Source organism: Streptomyces sp. CB02009 (assembly GCF_001905825.1).
Classification (GTDB): domain Bacteria; phylum Actinomycetota; class Actinomycetes; order Streptomycetales; family Streptomycetaceae; genus Streptomyces.
In genome coordinates this window covers 123,911-140,831 of the sequence record NZ_LIVV01000010.1, presented here as the reverse complement: position 1 = coordinate 140,831, position 16,921 = coordinate 123,911, and the positions used below count along the sequence as shown (strand labels likewise).

The following is a 16,921-nucleotide window of genomic DNA, read 5'->3' as shown; positions in this document are numbered from 1 at the left end:
GCAGTACGTGCGGGACACGGCTTCGGCGGGGTGCGTGCGGTACGGGCAGTACGTGCGGGACGCGGCTTCGGCGGGGTGCGTGGTGGGCGTGCGGTACGGGGCGGGTCATGCCTTCACCAGTCCCTCGGTCGCGCCGCCCAGCGCCAGGTACACGTCCTCCAGGCTGGGCGTGGCCAGGGTGAAGTCGTCGAGCGCGGCGAACGCGGCCCCGCCGGTGACGGTGGCGACGGCGGCGCGGGCGGCGTCGGGGGCGAGCCGGAGGATCCAGCGGCGGCCCGTCTCCTGGGCGAGCTCGCGCAGCGCGGCGACCTCGGGCAGGTGGAGCGGGGCGGACTCGCGCCAGACCAGCTCGACGCGGACCTCTCCGGCGACGCGTTCCTTGAGCCCGGCGGGCGTGTCGCAGGCGATGACCCGGCCGCGTTCGAGGACGGCGACGCGGTCGAGGACGGTCTCGGCCTCGATGACGTTGTGGGTGACGAGCAGCACGGTGGCGCCGTGTTCGGCGCGCCTGCGGTCGACGGCCGCCCAGACGGCGCGGCGGGCGACGGGGTCCATGCCGGTGGTGGGCTCGTCGAGGACGAGGACGGGGCGCTCGCCGACGAGGGCGGTGGCGAAGCAGGCGAGCCTGCGCTGGCCGCCGGAGAGCTTCTTGAGGGGCCGGGAGGCGAGCGCGCCGAGGCCGAGCTCGTCCAGGACGGCGTCGCGCTCGGCGCGCGCGTCGCGGGCGGTGAGGCCGCGCAGCCGCCCGGTGGTCTCGGCGGCGAGGGCGACGGTCAGCTCGTCCAGGGCGGTGGACTCCTGGCCGAGGTACGCGAGGAGGCGGGAGGCCCGCTCGGGGTGGCGCACCAGGTCGTGGCCGAGGAGCAGGACGCTGCCGGAGTCGGGGCGCATGAGCCCGGTCAGCTGGCGGACGAGGGTCGACTTGCCCGCTCCGTTGGGGCCGAGCAGCCCGAAGATCTCGCCGCCGCGCACGTCGAGGCTGATCCCGTCGGTGGCCCGCACCTCGGGGGTCGCCGGCGCACCGCGCCCGCCGCGCGTGGCGGGGTACGTCTTGACCAGATCCCGCACCACGCACACCGTACTCACGGGGGAAGAGCCTACGGGGTCGACGGGCCCGCTCCGGGCGCGGGGGCGTGTTCGGCGGCGGCGCGGACGTCGATCTCGCGCCAGAATCCCGCCCGGATCGCATACCGGTCGTGCTCGTCGATCTGGTCGTCCTTGTGGGCGAGCAGACCGAACCGGGCGGCGTACCGGAGGAGTTCGCCGTCGATGCGGTGCGGGATGCGGGGGTAGAGGGTGGACAGCTTCTGGACGTGGGTCTGCTCGGGGAGCCGTTCCATCCACCGCCGGGCGAACACCTGCCCCACCTCGAAGGGGTCTCCGCCGACGGTGGTGATGTCCTCCTCGCGGTCCGCCCAGCGCTGCTCGGCGCTGGTGAGGGCGGCGAGGGTGGGCAGGGAGGCGGTCTCGGCCGGTTCGCCGAGGGGGGCTGCGGGGCGCTCGACCCAGCCCCGGTCGGAGGACCAGCGGAGGGCGCTGGCGCCCTGGGGCACGGGGGCGCCCGGGGAGGCGGCGGTGCCGGGGCCGCGCAGTCCCGCCAGGTCCTTGGGGGTGGGGACGCCCTTGCCGGGGGCCGGGGCGGGGACGCCGGTCCCGTGGCCGCGGTCGTGGCCGTCCTCGCGGAGGTGGCCGTTGGCGCCCGCGTGCCCGCCGCCGTGGTGGGTGTGGCCGTTGGCGTCGCCGCCGGCGTGGGACACCTCCCCCGCGGCCCTGGCGGCGGCCGCCTCCGCGGCCCGTTCGGCGGAGGCGGCCAGGGCGGCCTCCGGCAGCGGCGCGGAGAGGATGGCGGCGATCTCGGGGCGCGGGGCGGGCGGGGGCGCGCAGATCCCGGTGAGGTCCTTGGCGCGGACGGCCCGGGTGATCCAGGCCCGGTCGAGGACGCGCCGTTCGTCGGCCTCTGCGACCAGGTCCTCGGACTGGTTGTAGTCGCCGTCGGCGGCCTGGACGGCCCAGAGGTGGACGGCGACGCCGTGCTCCTTGGCCGACATCAGTCCGGGCAGCAGGTCGCCGTCGCCGGTGACGAGCACGATGTCGGAGCAGGCCCGGTTCCTGGCGAGCTCGGTCAGCTCGGTATGCATCGCCGCGTCGACGCCCTTCTGGGCCCAGCGTCCGTCGCTCCGGGTCAGCGCGCCGAGCCGGACGGTGACGCGGGGCATCACGCGCAGTCTCCGGTGCTCGGGCTGGGGCACCCGGTCGGGCGCTCCGTCGAACCAGTAGATCCGCAGGAGGGGCAGCGCGGTCTCGGCCTCGGCGCGCTGGCGCAGCTGCTGGATGAGCCCGGCGTGATCGACGGTGATCCGGGAGCGGGCCGGTTCCCCGGCCAGAAGACTGGCGGCAGCTCCCAGCAGGTAGCCGGCATCCACCAGGACGACGCAGCGGTCCACGTGTTCCACCCTCTTTCGGGAACCTCGGGATCGGAAGTTGCTTCGGATTTCCTTCGAGTCTGCCCGAAGGGCGGGGGCTCGACGGTCGGAACTGGATCATCGGCGTGGCGGATGTCACGTTCCCCGGGGCCTAACGCTCCGTAATGATCCAACATGCGGCGGTTCGTACCGTATGTGAGTCTGACAGCGGCCCTGGCCCCTAGGTCCCTTTGAGGAGGCATCCCCATGGCCAAGAACCGCAACCAGAACCGCAGTCAGAAGCAGCAGTCCCCGGCCGAGCGCGGCGCCCAGCAGGCGCAGCAGTCGGCGATGGAGTCCGAGGCGTCGCAGCGCGCGTCCCAGGTGCTGCCGAGCGATGTCGCCCGCAAGGGCCGCCAGAAGCGCTTCGGCCACAACTGACGGCCTTCGCGTACGGCAAAGGGGCGCGCCCGTGACGACGGGCGCGCCCCTTGCGCGTGCGGGGCCGTTGGTCAGCCGGCCAGGCAGGACGGGCCGAGCAGCACCTTCAGGTCGCCGAAGAGCGCCGGATCGGCCTGCACCCGGTGCCGGTCGAGGCGCAGCACGGTGGTGGTCCGGGGGCCCTGGAGCTTGATCCGCACCTCGGTGTTGCCCTTGTGGTGGCCCAGGATCTCGCCGAGGCGGGTGACCATCGGCGGGGTCACCTTGACGGTCGGGATGGTGAGGATCACCGGCGCGTTGGTCCCGGCGTTCGACAGGTCGGGGACCATCAGCTCCATGGCGACGAGCCGGGGCACGTCCTCGCGCTTGTCGAGCCGGCCCTTGACGAAGACGACCGTGTCCTCGACGAGCTGGGTGGAGACCAGCTGGTAGGTGGCCGGGAAGAACATGCACTCGATGGAGCCGGCCAGGTCCTCGACGGTGGCGATGGCCCAGGCGTTGCCCTGCTTGGTCATCTTCCGCTGGAGGCCGGAGATGATGCCGCCGATGGTGACGACCGCGCCGTCGGAGTGCTCGCCGCCGGTGAGCTGGGAGATCGCCGCGTCCGTCTTGTCGGACAGCACGTGCTCGATGCCGAAGAGCGGGTGGTCGGAGACGTACAGGCCGAGCATCTCGCGCTCCTGGGCGAGCAGGTAGGACTTCTCCCACTCGACGTCGGAGAACTCGACGTCCAGGCCGAAGCCGGGCTCGTCGGCGGACTCGTCGCCCATGCCGCCGAACAGGTCGAACTGTCCCTCGGCCTCCTTGCGCTTGACCGCCACCACGTTGTCGATCATCGGTTCGTGGTGGGCGACCAGGCCCTTGCGGGTGTGCCCCATCTCGTCGAACGCGCCGGCCTTGATCAGCGACTCGACGGTCCGCTTGTTGCAGACGACGGCCTCGACCTTGTCGAGGAAGTCGGGGAAGGTGGAGTACTTCCCCTTCGCCTTGCGCGACTTGATGATCGACTCGACGACGTTGGTGCCGACGTTGCGGACGGCGGAGAGGCCGAAGAGGATCACGTCGTCGCCCTGGGCGGCGAAGTTCGACTCGGACTCGTTCACGTTCGGCGGGAGCACCTTGATGCCCATGCGGCGGCACTCGTTGAGGTAGATCGCGGACTTGTCCTTGTCGTCCTTGACCGAGGTGAGCAGTCCCGCCATGTACTCGGCCGGGAAGTTGGCCTTGAGGTAGGCGGTCCAGTAGGAGACCAGGCCGTACGCGGCCGAGTGGGCCTTGTTGAAGGCGTAGCCGGCGAAGGGGACCAGGACGTCCCAGAGCGCCTTGATGGCCTCGTCGCTGAAGCCCTTGTTCTTGGCTCCGGCCTCGAAGATGACGAAGTTCTTCGCCAGCTCGTCGGGCTTCTTCTTGCCCATCACGCGGCGGAGGATGTCGGCCTCGCCGAGGGAGTACCCGGCGATGATCTGGGCGGCCTTCTGCACCTGCTCCTGGTACACGATGAGGCCGTAGGTGACCGCGAGCACCTCTTCGAGCGGCTTCTCCAGCTCGGGGTGGATCGGGGTGATCTCCTGCTGCGCGTTCTTGCGCAGGGCGTAGTTCGTGTGCGAGTTCATGCCCATCGGGCCCGGCCGGTACAGGGCGGACACGGCGGAGATGTCTTCGAAGTTGTCGGGCTTCATCAGCCGCAGCAGCGAGCGCATGGGGCCGCCGTCGAACTGGAAGACGCCGAGGGTGTCACCGCGCTGGAGCAGTTCGAAGGTCTTCGGGTCGTCGAGCGGCAGGGCCAGGAGGTCGAGGTCGATCCCCTTGTTGGCCTTCACCATCTTGACGGCGTCGTCCATGATCGTGAGGTTGCGCAGGCCCAGGAAGTCCATCTTGAGCAGGCCGAGCGACTCGCACTGGGGGTAGTCCCACTGCGTGATGGTGACGCCGTCGGTGTGCCGCACCCAGATCGGCGCGTGGTCGACGATCGGCTCGCTGGACATGATCACGCCGGCCGCGTGCACGCCCATCTGCCGGACCAGGCCCTCGACGCCCCGGGCGGTGTCGATGACCTTCTTGACGTCCGGCTCGTTCTCGTACATCGCGCGGATCTCGCCGGCCTCGCTGTAGCGGGGGTGCGAGGGGTCGGTGATGCCGTTGAGGTCGATGCCCTTGCCGAGGACGTCGGCGGGCATGGCCTTGGTGAGCCGGTCGCCCATGGCGTACGGGTAGCCGAGGACGCGCGCGGAGTCCTTGATGGCGTTCTTCGCCTTGATCTTGCCGTAGGTGCCGATCATGGCGACCTTGTCGGAGCCGTACTTCTCCGTCACGTACCGGATCACCTCGACGCGCCGACGCTCGTCGAAGTCGATGTCGACATCGGGCATGGAGATGCGCTCGGGGTTGAGGAAGCGCTCGAAGATCAGTCCGTGCGGGATCGGGTCGAGGTCGGTGATGCCCATGGCGTACGCGACGATCGAGCCGGCCGCGGAGCCTCGTCCGGGGCCCACGGCGATGCCCTGCTTCTTCGCCCACATGATGAAGTCGGCGACGACGAGGAAGTAGCCGGGGAAGCCCATCGAGATGATCGTGTCCATCTCGTACTCGACCTGCTTCATGCGGTCGTCGGGGATGCCGCCGGGGAAGCGGCGGTGCATGCCCCGCATGGTCTCCTCGCGGAACCAGGTGACCTCGGTGAACCCCTCCGGGATGTCGAACTTCGGCATGAGGTTCTTCTCGACGAACATGCCGTCGGTGGTGACCTGCTCGGCGACCAGGAGGGTGTTGCGGCAGCCCTCCTGCCAGGCGTCCGAGGAGTCCACGGCGTACATCTCGTCCGTGGACTTCAGGTAGTAGCCGGTGCCGTCGAACCGGAAGCGGTCCGGGTCGGAGAGGTTCTTGCCGGTCTGGATGCAGAGCAGGGCGTCGTGCGCGCCGGCCTCGTGCGCGTACGTGTAGTGCGAGTCGTTGGTGACCAGCGGCGGGATGCCGAGCTTCTTGCCGATCTCCAGGAGCCCGTCGCGGACCCGGCGCTCGATCTCGATGCCGTGGTCCATCAGCTCCAGGAAGTACCGCTCCTTGCCGAAGATGTCCTGGTACTCGGAGGCCGACTTGAGGGCCTCGTCGAACTGGCCGAGCCGGAGCCGGGTCTGCAGCTCGCCGGAGGGGCAGCCGGTGGAGGCGATGAGCCCCTCCGACCACTGGGAGATGGTCTCCTTGTCCATCCGGGGCCACTTCTGCAGCCAGCCCTCGGCGTACGCGTCGGAGGAGAGCCGGAAGAGGTTGTGGAGTCCGGTGGCGTTGGCCGCCCAGATCGTCTTGTGGGTGTAACCGCCGGAACCGGAGACGTCGTCCCGCTTCTGGTGCGGCTGCCCCCACTGGATCTTCCGCTTGTTCCGCCGCGACTCGGGGGCGACGTACGCCTCGATGCCGATGATCGGCGTCACCCCGGCCTTCTTCGCCGTGTGGAAGAAGTCGTACGCCCCGTGCAGGTTGCCGTGGTCGGACATCGCGATGTGGGTCATGCCCATCTCGTTGCACGCGTTGAACATGTCCTTCAGCCGCGCGGCACCGTCCAGCAGCGAGTACTGGGTGTGGACGTGGAGGTGCGTGAAGGGCGGCTTGGTCACGGCGGGAGGCCTCCGGAAAACAGGAGTCGACAGGCTGCGGACAGTCTGGGGGGACAGCGTGGAAGTCTACGTCTCCGGACTGACAGGCGTCGGGCACTCGCGGCTAGGGTCGCGCGTTGAGAGACACGGAACACCTGTCCAAATTGCCATGAACAGTCTTGCAGTACGCCCGGTACCAGGAGGCACCCTCGATGTCGGTCCCCCAGCCCACCGCCACGGAGCGCGGTGAGCACATCCTCGCCGTCTTCGACACCGCCTTCGGCGAGCTCCTCGCGGCCGACCCCGCGGCCTTCCGCGTCAAGTTCCGGAAGATGGCCGGCTCGGCCTTCGCCTTCTACCGGGGCACGGCCTGCCTGTTCTACGCCGACCTGGAGCAGGAGAGCGCCGGACGGGCGGACGGGAGCATCCACAGCGGCCCCTACCTGGACGAGCGCACCGGCCGGGTCTGGATCCACGGCGACCTGCACGCCGAGAACTTCGGCACGTACATGGACGCCAACGGACGGCTGATCTTCAACGTCAACGACTTCGACGAGGCCTACGTCGGCCCCTTCACCTGGGACCTCAAGCGGCTCGCGGCCTCGCTCGCCCTCGTCGGCTACGCGAAGGCGCTCAGCGACGAGCAGATCAGCCACCTGGTCCGGATATGCGCCGCGTCCTACCGGGAGCGGATCCACGCCCTCGCCACCGGCACGAAGACCGACGACCTGCCCCCGTTCACCCTGGACACCGCCGAGGGCGCGCTGCTCGACGCGCTGCGCGACGCCCGCGCCATGACCCGCTTCGGCCTCCTCGACTCGATGACGGAGATCCGCGACTACGAGCGCCGCTTCTCCGCGGGCGGCGGGGCGATCGAGCTGGACGCGGCCGCCCGGTACAAGGTCCTGGCGGCCTTCGACGGCTACCTGGAGACCCTGCCGGAGGCCAGCCTGGCCCGCCCCGACTCGTACCGGGTCAAGGACGTGGTGGGGCGGCGCGGGATCGGCATCGGCTCGGCCGGCCTCCCGTCGTACAACATCCTGCTGGAGGGCAACAGCGACGCCCTGGAGAACGACGTCGTGATCTACCTCAAGCAGGCGCAGACCCCGGCGGTCTCCCGCCATGTGACGGACGCGGCGGTCCGGGAGTACTTCCAGCACGAGGGCCACCGCACCGTGATCTCGCAGCGGGCGCTCCAGGCGCACGCCGACCCGTGGCTCGGCTGGACGGAGCTGGACGGCGCCGGGCAGCTCGTCGCCGAGGTCTCGCCGTACGCCGTGGACCTCGACTGGTCGGACATCGACGACCCCCAGGACATCGCCGCCACGGTCGCCGACCTGGGCCGGGCGACGGCGACCATGCACGCGGCCGCGGACGAGTCCAGCGGGCACTCGCTGGTGCCGTTCTCGACGGAGCGGGCCATCGACGCGGCGATCGCCGCCGACGAGGACGGCTTCGCGGAACTCCTGGTCGACTTCGCCCACAGCTACGGGGCACGGGCGCGGGCCGACCACCAGATCTTCGTGGACCTCTTCCGCAACGGCCGGATCCCGGGGCTGTAGCGGACTCCGGGCAGTCGGCGGTGACGGGTCCTGCGGGCATCGCGTGCCTGCGGGGCCGCTTCACAGACTGCCTTTAAGGACGTCTTACGGACCGGCATGGGACACTCCACGACGATGGACATGGCAGGGACGCAGCTGAGGGCGCTGCGGGCGGCGTTCTTCACGGCACTGGTCGTGACGCTGTCCGTGGCGTCCCACGTGCTGCTCTCCCGCGTGCCGCTGCCGCTCGGGACGGTCGTCCCGGTCGCCGTCGGCGTCTTCGCCGTGGCGTACGCCCTCGCGGGCCGCGAGCGGGGCCTCGGCCCGATCGCCGGGCTCCTGGTCCCGCTGGAGCTGGCCGCCGACACGCTCTTCACCAGCGGTCAGGCGGTCTGCTACGGCGCCGCGGGCGGCCCGGTCGCGGGCTCGCTGCGCGCGGTCGGCGTGGAGGTGTTCTGCGGCGGCGCCGTCGGCACCCCGCTGCCCGGCGTGGCGGTCCCCGAGAGCGGCACGGCCGCCGCGCTCCTCGACTCCCCCGACCCGGCGCTGCCCTGGCTGCTGCTGCTGGCCCATGTGGGCGTCGGGCTCTTCGCGGCGGCCTGGCTGCGCGGCGGGGAGCGGGCGCTCGCCCGGCTGCTCGCCGCGGTGTCGGCCTTCGCGTTCCGGCCGCTGCTCCTGATGGCGGCCCTCTTCCGGACCGGTGGTCCGGCGCCGCGGCGCGCCGGACGGCCCGCGGGACGGCCCCGGCCCTCCCGGACCCGGCTCCTCACCCACTCCGTGGGACGGCGGGGACCGCCGTGCCCGCGCCTCGCTCTCGTCTGAGCGACGCGCCCCAGGCACGCCGTACCCCCTTCCTTCCTCACCGTCACGGAGAACACGATCATGAGTGCACGCAACAACCAGGCCAACAAGGCTGCCGCCCGCGAGCGTCTGCGCGTCGAGCGCGAGCGCCAGGCGAAGAAGGACCGGGCCCGCCGGCAGCTCGTCGTCGGCGTCTCGGCCGTGGCCGTCCTCGCCGCCGCCGGCGGCATCGGCTACGCGGTGGTCCAGTCGAACAAGCCCTCCGCGTGGGAGTCGGCGGCGAAGGCGACCACCGTGACCGCCCCGAAGAACACCTCCGGCACGAACGGCACGACCGTCGTCGTCGGCAAGCCGGCCGCGAAGAAGACCCTGGAGCTGTACGAGGACTCGCGCTGCCCGGTCTGCGCGACCTTCGAGCAGTCCGTGGGCTCCACGGTCGAGAAGGACGTCGAGGCCGGCAAGTACAAGATCAAGTACGTCGGCGCCACGTTCATCGACAACGCCGCCACGGGCGAGGGGTCGAAGAACGCCCTCTCGGCGCTGGGCGCCGCCCTCGACGTGAGCCCCGAGGCCTTCCTGAAGTACAAGGCGGCGCTCTACTCGGCGAAGTTCCACCCGGAGGAGAACGACGACAAGTTCGCCAAGGACTCCTACCTCCTGGAGGTGGCGGACTCGGTGCCGGCCCTGAAGGGCAGCGCCGCGTTCAAGAAGAACGTCGAGGACGGCACGTTCGACGCCTGGGCGATGAAGATGTCGAAGGCCTTCGACGACAGCGGGGTCACGGGCACCCCGACGCTGAAGATGGACGGCAAGCCGGTGACGGTGGCGGGCACCGACAACCCGCCGATGACCGTGCCGGAGTTCGACACGGCGATCGCCACGGCCCTCAAGGGCTGACCCGGACCGCACGGAACGGCCTCCTTCGCCCCCTGACCCGCCCACCGGGTCAGGGGGCGAAGCCGTGTGCGGGGCGAAGCCGTGTGCGGGCGGAGCCGTGTGGGGCGAATCGTCTCCCGGGGCCGACGACCCTCTGATGTCACGTCAGGTCAGCGCCCCACGGGTGGCGTCGCCGCCGCGGCGGCGGACGCGACCGGGGGGCGACGATCCGGCGAACTTTCCCGCAAGCCCCTCCCCACCCACCGTACCCGCCAGTAATCTGACTGCCCGTGACCAGTCGTTTCATATCCTCCGCCCCCACGCGGCGCACGGTCGTCAAGGCCGCCGCCGTCACCGCCGTCACCGCGCCCGCCCTCCTCGGCGCGGCCACCACGGCCCACGCGGCCCCCGGGGCGCCCGCGTTCCTCCACGGCGTCGCCTCCGGCGACCCCCTGCCCGACGGCGTCCTGCTCTGGACGCGCGTCACCCCCACCCCCGAAGCCGTGCCCGGCTCCGGCCTCGGCCCCGACGTCCAGGTCGGCTGGGAGCTCGCCGAGGACCGCGGCTTCACGCGGATCGCGGCCTCCGGCACGAGCACGGCGAGCGCAGGCTCCGACCACACGGTGAAGGCGGACGTCCGGGGCCTGCGCCCGGCCACCTCCTACTGGTTCCGCTTCACCGCGGGATCCGCCGTCTCCCCCGCCGCCCGCACCCGCACCACGCCGGCCGTCGACGCCGCGGCGCCCGGCGTCCGCTTCGGTGTCGTCTCCTGCGCCAACTGGGAGGCCGGCCACTTCTCCGCGTACCGCCATCTCGCCGCCCGCGCCGACCTGGACGCGATCCTCCACCTCGGCGACTACGTGTACGAGTACGGCAGCGGCACCTACCCGGAGGCGAAGTACACCGTCCGGCAGCACGAGCCGCGCCACGAGATCGTCTCGCTGGCCGACTACCGCACCCGGCACGGCCACTACAAGACGGACGCCGACCTGCAGGCGCTGCACGCGGCCCATCCGGTCATCGCCATCTGGGACGACCACGAGTTCGCGAACGACGCCTGGGAGGGTGGGGCCGAGAACCACACCCCCGGCGCCGAGGGGGACTGGGCGGCCCGGGTCGCCGCGGCCAAGCAGGCCTACTTCGAGTGGATGCCGGTCCGCGCGTCCACCGAGGGCACGGTCTTCCGGCGGCTGCGCTTCGGCAAGCTGGCCGATCTGCACCTGCTCGACCTGCGGTCGTTCCGGTCCGCGCCGGCGAAGACCGGCAGCGGTTCGGTCGACGACCCGGCTCGCAGTATCACCGGCCGCGCGCAGCTCGACTGGCTGAAGTCCGGGCTCGCGGGCTCGGACGCGGCCTGGCAGCTGGTCGGCACCTCGGTGATGATCTCGCCGATCGCCTTCGGCGCCCTGCCCGCCCACCTCCTGGAGCCGCTCGCCGAGTTGATGGGCCTGCCGAAGGAGGGGCTCGCGGTCAACGTCGACCAGTGGGACGGCTACACGGACGACCGCAAGGAGCTGCTCGGGCACCTCACCTCGCGGGCGATCCGCAACACGGTCTTCCTGACCGGCGACATCCACATGGCCTGGGCCAACGACGTGCCGGTGAAGGCGGCGACGTACCCCTTGTCGGCGTCCGCCGCGACCGAGTTCGTGGTCACCTCGGTGACCTCGGACAACCTGGACGACCTGCTGCACGTGGCCCCGGGGACGCTCTCGGTGGTGGCCGCCGGCGCCGTCAAGGCGGCCAACCGGCACGTGAAGTGGGTGGACATGGACCACCACGGCTACGGCGTGCTCGACGTGACGGCCGAGCGCTCGCAGATGGACTACTACACGGTCTCCGACAAGGCGGACCCGGCCGCGACGACGTCCTGGGCGCGCTCGTACCGGACGCTGAGCGGGACGCAGCGTGTCGAGCGGGTGTACCAGCCGGTCCGCTGACGTCCCCCGGATGTCTCCCCGATGTCTCCCTGACGTCTCCCCGGTGACGTCCTGACGGCTCCACAGCGATGCTTTTCAGCCATGATCCCTTCTGTTAACGGGAGATCACGTCGCTACGGCGGGTGGCTGGTTTCGGAGATCGAATCCGGACACACCACCCGCCTCCGTCACCTCAGCTGTTACGTCGAGGTCTCAAACTCCGGAAACAGCACAAGAATTTCTTCCCGATGACCCGAATTGCCCCCTGAATGATTGGGCTTGATCACTCCTCAACCGTGGCTGACATGGACGCGTAATCTCCCCGGCGTGGCGGAGGAAGTTCCTCCCCCCACCCCCCACGAGGAGTCACCATGCGTGCTCTTGTCCGCATATCCCCGCGTATGTCACGTCGGATGATCGGTACGGCCGTCATGGCCGGAACCCTGGCCCTTGCCCCGCTCTCCGCCCCGGTCGCGAGCGGCACCACCACCCTGGCGGGCGCCTCCGCCGAGGAGTGCGCCGACGACGCCGGCGCCGTGTCCGGCGCCCGCAAGGCCCGCGGCGCCGACGGCCACGCCGCCGAGCCGAACGAGGTCACGGCCGCCAAGGCCGCGGCCATGGACGCCGACTTCAAGAAGAAGCTGTCCGCCGCCCGTTCCGAAGCCCGCCTCAGCGGCTCCGCCGACAGAGCCGCCGCGGTGGTGAACATCCCCGTCTACTTCCACGTCATCCACTCCGGTACGACGGGCAAGCTCTCCGCGAGCGCGATCACCAGCCAGATGAACGTCCTGAACGCGGCCTACGCGGGCCAGGGCACCGGCAACGTGAACTCCAACTTCCAGTTCACCCTGGCCGGTACCGACTACACGGACAACGCGTCCTGGTACAACCTGTCCTCCGGCTCCACCGCCGAGAAGCAGATGAAGCAGACCCTCCGCAAGGGCGGCGCGGGCGCGCTGAACTTCTACACCGCGAACCTGGGCGGCGGCCTCCTCGGCTGGGCGACCTTCCCGTCCTCGTACGCCTCGCAGCCGTCCATGGACGGCGTCGTCGTCCTCGACGCCTCCCTCCCGGGCGGCTCCGCGGCCAACTACAACCAGGGCGACACCGCCACCCACGAGGTCGGCCACTGGATGGGCCTCTACCACACCTTCCAGGGCGGCTGCAGCGGCAGCGGCGACGGCGTCGCCGACACCCCGGCCGAGAAGAGCCCCGCCTACGAGTGCCCGACCGGCCGTGACACCTGCACCAACAAGGCCGGCGTGGACCCGATCCACAACTTCATGGACTACACGTACGACGCCTGCATGTACCAGTTCACCTCGGGCCAGGTGACCCGGATGAACGACTACTGGACGGCGTACCGCGCCTGATCCGACCGGACACGGGTGTGGCCCCCGGGGAACTCCCCCGGGGGCCACACCCGTTCGGCGCGGTCCTACAGGCCGTCCAGGAACGCCAGCGCCACCGACCACGTCCGGTCGGCCGACTCCTCGTCCCAGTCGGGCAGCTCCGGGTCGGTGTACACGTGGCCCGCGCCCGGGTAGCGGTAGATCTCCACGTCCGCACCGGCCCTGCGCATCTGCAGGTACCAGGAGGACAGCCAGTCGTGGGTCTCGAACGGATCGGGATCGGCCACGTGCAGCTGCACGGGCAGCTCGTCCACCGAGGCCGACTCCGCGAGGTCCGAGGTGCCGTGGAGGAGCAGCAGCCCGCGCGCCTTCTCGTCGCCGAGCGCCAGGGTCTGCGCGATCGAGGCCCCGAGGGAGAGGCCCATGTAGACCAGGCCGCGCTCGGAGTACGGGGCGGCGGCGAGGACCGCCCGCTTCAGCAGCTCGTCCTTGCCGATCTCGTCCCGGAGCTCCACGCCCTCCTCCACGGTCCCGACCGTCCGGCCTCCGTAGAGGTCCGGGGTCCAGACCTGGTGCCCGGCGGCACGGAGCCGCTCGGCAGCGGCCTCGACGGAAGGGGTCAGCCCGTAGGCCGAGTGGAAGAGCATGATGTCCATGCGTCCCATCCTGCCACCCGCCCCACGGGACTCCGGCCGCACCGACCGCCGCGGCGCCCGCCGCCGACCGGACGGCAGAGGCACCGCCTCCCACCTGGCGCTACCGCCTCCTCCGCCCACGGGGGGCGCCCGCCTCCTCCGCGCCCGCCGCCCGTCCCCCCACTCACCACTCACCACTCACCACTCACCGCTCACCGCTCACCGCTCACCGCTCACCGCTCACCGCTCACCGCATGCTGCGCACGTCCAGCTGACGCAGCACCCGGTCCACCACCTCCGGGTCGGCACCCGGCTCGCTGCGCGCGGCGAGCACCTCGTGCCGGGCGGCCGACATCAGCTCCCGCTGGATCCGCTGCACCGCCTTGAAGCGCTTCGTCCGCTCGACGAACGCCGCCCGCCGCTCCTCGTCGACCATGTCCGGACTGATCCGCGCACCGATGTCGTACGCCCCGCGCAGCAGCCGCTCCTGGACCTCCTCCGGCAGCTCCTCCACCTCCTCGATCTCCTTGAGCCTGCGCCGGGCGGCCTTCGCGGCCCGGATGGCGAGATCCCGCTCCAGGACCCGCTCGGCGTCCGCGTCGGCCCGCACGCCGAGCCGCTTCACCAGCCAGGGAAGCGTGAGCCCCTGGACGACGAGCGTGGCGATGATCACGCAGAAGGCGATGAAGACGATCTCGTCGCGGCCGGGGAAGGGCGCACCGTCGTCGGTGCGGAGCGGGATGGCGAGCGCGAGCGCCACCGAGGCCACGCCGCGCATCCCCGCCCACCACATGACGATGGTCTCCCGCCAGCTGGTCGGGATCTCCTCGTCGACGTCCCGGCGGTCGTGCAGCCGTTTCGCCAGCCAGGTCGCCGGCAGCAGCCACAGCAGCCGGACGCCGACGACCACTCCGACGACGGCGGCGCCCCAGCCGAGCATCTGCCAGCCGCGCCCCTCGGCCACCCCGAAGACATGCACGAGTTCGAGGCCGATGAGGCCGAAGGCGATGCCGGTGACGAGGGTGTCGACGATCTGCCAGAACGTCTGCCCGGCGAGCCGGCCCATCACGTCGTCGGCGTCGGCCGCGTGCTCGGCGAGGAAGAGGGCGGTGACCAGGACCGCGAGGACGCCCGAGCCGTGCAGCTCCTCGGCGAGGACGTAGCTCACGAAGGGCACGAGGAGGGTGAGGCCGGTCTGGAGGGTGGCGTCGCCGAGCAGCCCGATGAGCTTGTTGGAGAGCCAGCCGAGCGCCAGGCCGACGGCCACCGCGACCACCGCGGAGAGGACGAACTCGCCGAGCGCGTCGGGCCAGGAGAAGGAGCCGCTGACCGCGGCGGCGATGGCCACGTGGTAGAGCACGATCGCGGTGACGTCGTTGAAGAGGCCCTCGCCCTCCAGGATCGACACCAGTCGCCGCGGCAGCCCCAGCGAGCCGGCGACGGCGGTCGCCGCGACCGGGTCGGGCGGGGCGACGAGGGCGCCGAGGGCGATCGCGGCGGCCAGCGGAAGACCGGGCACGAGGGCGTTGGCGACGGCGCCGACGGCGGCCGTGGTGACGAACACGAGCGCGACCGCGAGCAGGAAGATCGGCCGCCGGTTGGCCGCGAACTGACGCCAGGAGGTCCGCTGCACGGAGGCGTAGAGCAGCGGTGGCAGGACCAGCGGAAGGATGAGCTCCGGCGGCACCTCGACGTTCGGCACGAAGGGCAGGACCGCCAGCCCGATCCCGATGAGCGTCATCAGGACGGGTGCGGGCAGTCCGAGCCGCTCACCGAGGGGGACCGTCAGCAGCGCGCCGAGCAGCAGCAAGAACAACAGGGCCAATTGATCCACGGACACACCCTGTCACGTATGTCCGTTTTAACGATGACTGCCCCCTGTGTACGCCCGCGCGCGGCGGGTGTGACAGGGGGCGGTCGGGCGGTCCGGGTGCGGTCCGCGCCCTACAGAGCCCTGCGCATGGCCCGGTGCGGCATGTCCGCGTCCGGGAACTCGGGGCCGTACGCCTCGTAGCCGAGCCGCTCGTAGAAACCGAGCGCGTGGGTCTGCGCGTGCAGGTCGACGGCGGTCAGACCGCGCTCGCGCGCCACCGCCTCGATGCCCCGCACGAGCGCCGCGCCGACGCCGAGGCCGCGCGCGGCCTTCGAGACCGCGAGCCGGCCGAGCGAGCCCACCGAGTCGTCGGCGCCGGTCTTCCCGACCGCGTCCGCCCCGAGGAGGAGCCGTCCGGTGCCCAGCGGCAGCCCGTCCTCGCGGACGGCGAGCACGTGCACCGCGGTGGTGTCGTACGTGTCGTACTCCAGCTCGGGCGGGACGCCCTGCTCGCCGACGAAGACCTCCCGGCGGACGGCGAAGCAGGCCTCGCGGTCCTCGGGAGCGGCCGCCTCACGGACCCGGTACGCGGGCTGCGGGGCGCTCACTGGCTCTCCGCCGCGATCCGGTCCAGGGCCTTCTGGAGGTCCTCGGGGTACGTGCTGGCGAACTCGACCCACGAGCCGTCGCCCGGGTGCTCGAAGCCCAGCCGGACGGCGTGCAGCCACTGCCGGGTGAGACCGAGGCGCTTGGCGATCGTCGGGTCGGCTCCGTAGGTGAGGTCACCGACGCAGGGGTGGCGGTGGGCGGACATGTGCACCCGGATCTGGTGGGTGCGGCCCGTCTCCAGCTTGATGTCGAGCAGCGACGCCGAGCGGTACGCCTCGATGAGGTCGTAGTGCGTGACGGACGCCTTGCCGTCGGCGGTGACGGCCCACTTGTAGTCGTGGTTCGGGTGCCGGCCGATGGGGGCGTCGATGGTGCCGCTCATCGGGTCCGGGTGGCCCTGCACCAGCGCGTGGTAGCGCTTGTCGACCGTGCGCTCCTTGAACTGGCGCTTGAGCGAGGTGTACGCGTACTCCGACTTGGCGACCACCATCAGACCGGAGGTGCCGACGTCGAGGCGGTGCACGATGCCCTGGCGCTCGGCGGCGCCGGAGGTGGAGATGCGGTAGCCGGCGGCGGCCAGGCCGCCGATGACCGTGGTGCCGGTCCAGCCGGGGCTGGGGTGCGCGGCCACACCGATCGGCTTCATGATCACGACGATGTCGTCGTCGTCGTGAACGATCTCCATGCCCTCGACGGGCTCCGCGACGATCTGCACGGGCGCGGCCGCGCCCGGCATCTCGACCTCGAGCCACGCGCCGCCGCTCACCCGCTCGGACTTGCCGACGACGGAGCCGTCGACCTGGACCTTCCCTGCGGCGGCCAGCTCGGCCGCCTTCGTACGGGAGAACCCGAACATACGGGCGATGGCGGCGTCGACGCGCTCGCCCTCCAGGCCATCGGGAACGGGCAGCGTGCGGATCTCGGGACTCGTACTCACTCGTC

Annotated in this window: 13 protein-coding genes; 6 read left to right on the top strand and 7 right to left on the bottom strand. The window is 71.4% G+C overall.

Translation table 11 applies throughout. From position 1 onward, the window contains the following. Positions 1-105: 105 nt before the first annotated feature. Together AMK27_RS33360 and AMK27_RS33355 are read right to left on the bottom strand one after the other, a co-directional pair. A complete protein-coding gene (locus tag AMK27_RS33360; protein WP_198955984.1) occupies positions 106-1,077 on the bottom strand; it encodes an ABC transporter ATP-binding protein in 972 nt (323 codons plus the stop codon). A gap of 20 nt (positions 1,078-1,097) precedes the next feature. Further along, positions 1,098-2,453: an NYN domain-containing protein gene (locus AMK27_RS33355; protein WP_073916840.1), complete on the bottom strand. Its 1,356-nt coding sequence runs from the start codon at positions 2,451-2,453 to the stop codon at positions 1,098-1,100. A gap of 216 nt (positions 2,454-2,669) precedes the next feature. Here AMK27_RS33355 and AMK27_RS43125 point away from each other — a divergent pair, with 216 nt between their 5' ends. Then, positions 2,670-2,843, top strand: coding sequence for a hypothetical protein (locus tag AMK27_RS43125; RefSeq protein WP_167346844.1), 174 nt, complete (start codon positions 2,670-2,672; stop codon positions 2,841-2,843). 71 nt (positions 2,844-2,914) lie between these two features. Here the strand turns inward: AMK27_RS43125 and dnaE are convergent, their stop codons facing one another. After that, entirely contained in the window at positions 2,915-6,454 is a 3,540-nt protein-coding gene (dnaE, locus tag AMK27_RS33350) for a DNA polymerase III subunit alpha (RefSeq protein WP_073916833.1), read from the bottom strand. Between the two features lie 191 nt (positions 6,455-6,645). Here dnaE and AMK27_RS33345 point away from each other — a divergent pair, with 191 nt between their 5' ends. The 5 genes from AMK27_RS33345 to AMK27_RS33325 all read left to right on the top strand — a co-directional run bounded on the left by AMK27_RS33345 (position 6,646) and on the right by AMK27_RS33325 (position 12,943). Further along, positions 6,646-7,995, top strand: a complete 1,350-nt coding sequence (locus AMK27_RS33345; protein ID WP_073917365.1) for a DUF2252 domain-containing protein — start codon at positions 6,646-6,648, stop codon at positions 7,993-7,995. Between the two features lie 114 nt (positions 7,996-8,109). Next, positions 8,110-8,796: a hypothetical protein gene (locus AMK27_RS33340; RefSeq protein ID WP_073916830.1), complete on the top strand. Its 687-nt coding sequence runs from the start codon at positions 8,110-8,112 to the stop codon at positions 8,794-8,796. A gap of 60 nt (positions 8,797-8,856) precedes the next feature. Then, on the top strand, positions 8,857-9,672 hold the full coding sequence (locus AMK27_RS33335) for a thioredoxin domain-containing protein (RefSeq protein WP_073916827.1): 816 nt from the start codon (positions 8,857-8,859) through the stop codon (positions 9,670-9,672). A 269-nt stretch (positions 9,673-9,941) separates the two neighbouring features. Then, positions 9,942-11,591 (top strand): alkaline phosphatase D family protein, encoded by a 1,650-nt coding sequence (locus AMK27_RS33330; RefSeq protein ID WP_073916824.1) that lies wholly within the window; start codon positions 9,942-9,944, stop codon positions 11,589-11,591. A 380-nt stretch (positions 11,592-11,971) separates the two neighbouring features. Then, on the top strand, positions 11,972-12,943 hold the full coding sequence (locus AMK27_RS33325; protein WP_241847681.1) for a zinc metalloprotease: 972 nt from the start codon (positions 11,972-11,974) through the stop codon (positions 12,941-12,943). A gap of 65 nt (positions 12,944-13,008) precedes the next feature. Here the strand turns inward: AMK27_RS33325 and AMK27_RS33320 are convergent, their stop codons facing one another. The 4 genes from AMK27_RS33320 to AMK27_RS33305 all read right to left on the bottom strand — a co-directional run bounded on the left by AMK27_RS33320 (position 13,009) and on the right by AMK27_RS33305 (position 16,916). After that, positions 13,009-13,578 carry a dienelactone hydrolase family protein gene (locus tag AMK27_RS33320; protein WP_073916818.1) on the bottom strand — a complete coding sequence of 190 codons (570 nt, stop codon included), beginning with the start codon at positions 13,576-13,578 and terminating at the stop codon, positions 13,009-13,011. Between the two features lie 226 nt (positions 13,579-13,804). After that, positions 13,805-15,391 carry a Na+/H+ antiporter gene (locus AMK27_RS33315; RefSeq protein WP_073917363.1) on the bottom strand — a complete coding sequence of 529 codons (1,587 nt, stop codon included), beginning with the start codon at positions 15,389-15,391 and terminating at the stop codon, positions 13,805-13,807. A gap of 110 nt (positions 15,392-15,501) precedes the next feature. After that, positions 15,502-15,978 carry a GNAT family N-acetyltransferase gene (locus AMK27_RS33310; protein WP_073916816.1) on the bottom strand — a complete coding sequence of 159 codons (477 nt, stop codon included), beginning with the start codon at positions 15,976-15,978 and terminating at the stop codon, positions 15,502-15,504. Further along, positions 15,975-16,916, bottom strand: a complete 942-nt coding sequence (locus AMK27_RS33305) for an RluA family pseudouridine synthase (protein WP_073916813.1) — start codon at positions 16,914-16,916, stop codon at positions 15,975-15,977. Before AMK27_RS33305 ends, AMK27_RS33310 begins: the two co-directional genes overlap by 4 nt. Positions 16,917-16,921: the final 5 nt, after the last annotated feature.

Excerpts from the sequence above, each read along its gene's own strand:
- AMK27_RS33325 (WP_241847681.1), top strand. The coding sequence starts at position 11,972 with ATGTCACGTCGGATGATCGGTACGGCCGTCATGGCCGGAACCCTGGCC.
- AMK27_RS33340 (WP_073916830.1), top strand. The coding sequence starts at position 8,110 with ATGGACATGGCAGGGACGCAGCTGAGGGCGCTGCGGGCGGCGTTCTTC.
- AMK27_RS33320 (WP_073916818.1), bottom strand. The coding sequence starts at position 13,578 with ATGGACATCATGCTCTTCCACTCGGCCTACGGGCTGACCCCTTCCGTC.
- AMK27_RS33335 (WP_073916827.1), top strand. The coding sequence starts at position 8,857 with ATGAGTGCACGCAACAACCAGGCCAACAAGGCTGCCGCCCGCGAGCGT.
- AMK27_RS43125 (WP_167346844.1), top strand. The coding sequence starts at position 2,670 with ATGGCCAAGAACCGCAACCAGAACCGCAGTCAGAAGCAGCAGTCCCCG.
- AMK27_RS33345 (WP_073917365.1), top strand. The coding sequence starts at position 6,646 with ATGTCGGTCCCCCAGCCCACCGCCACGGAGCGCGGTGAGCACATCCTC.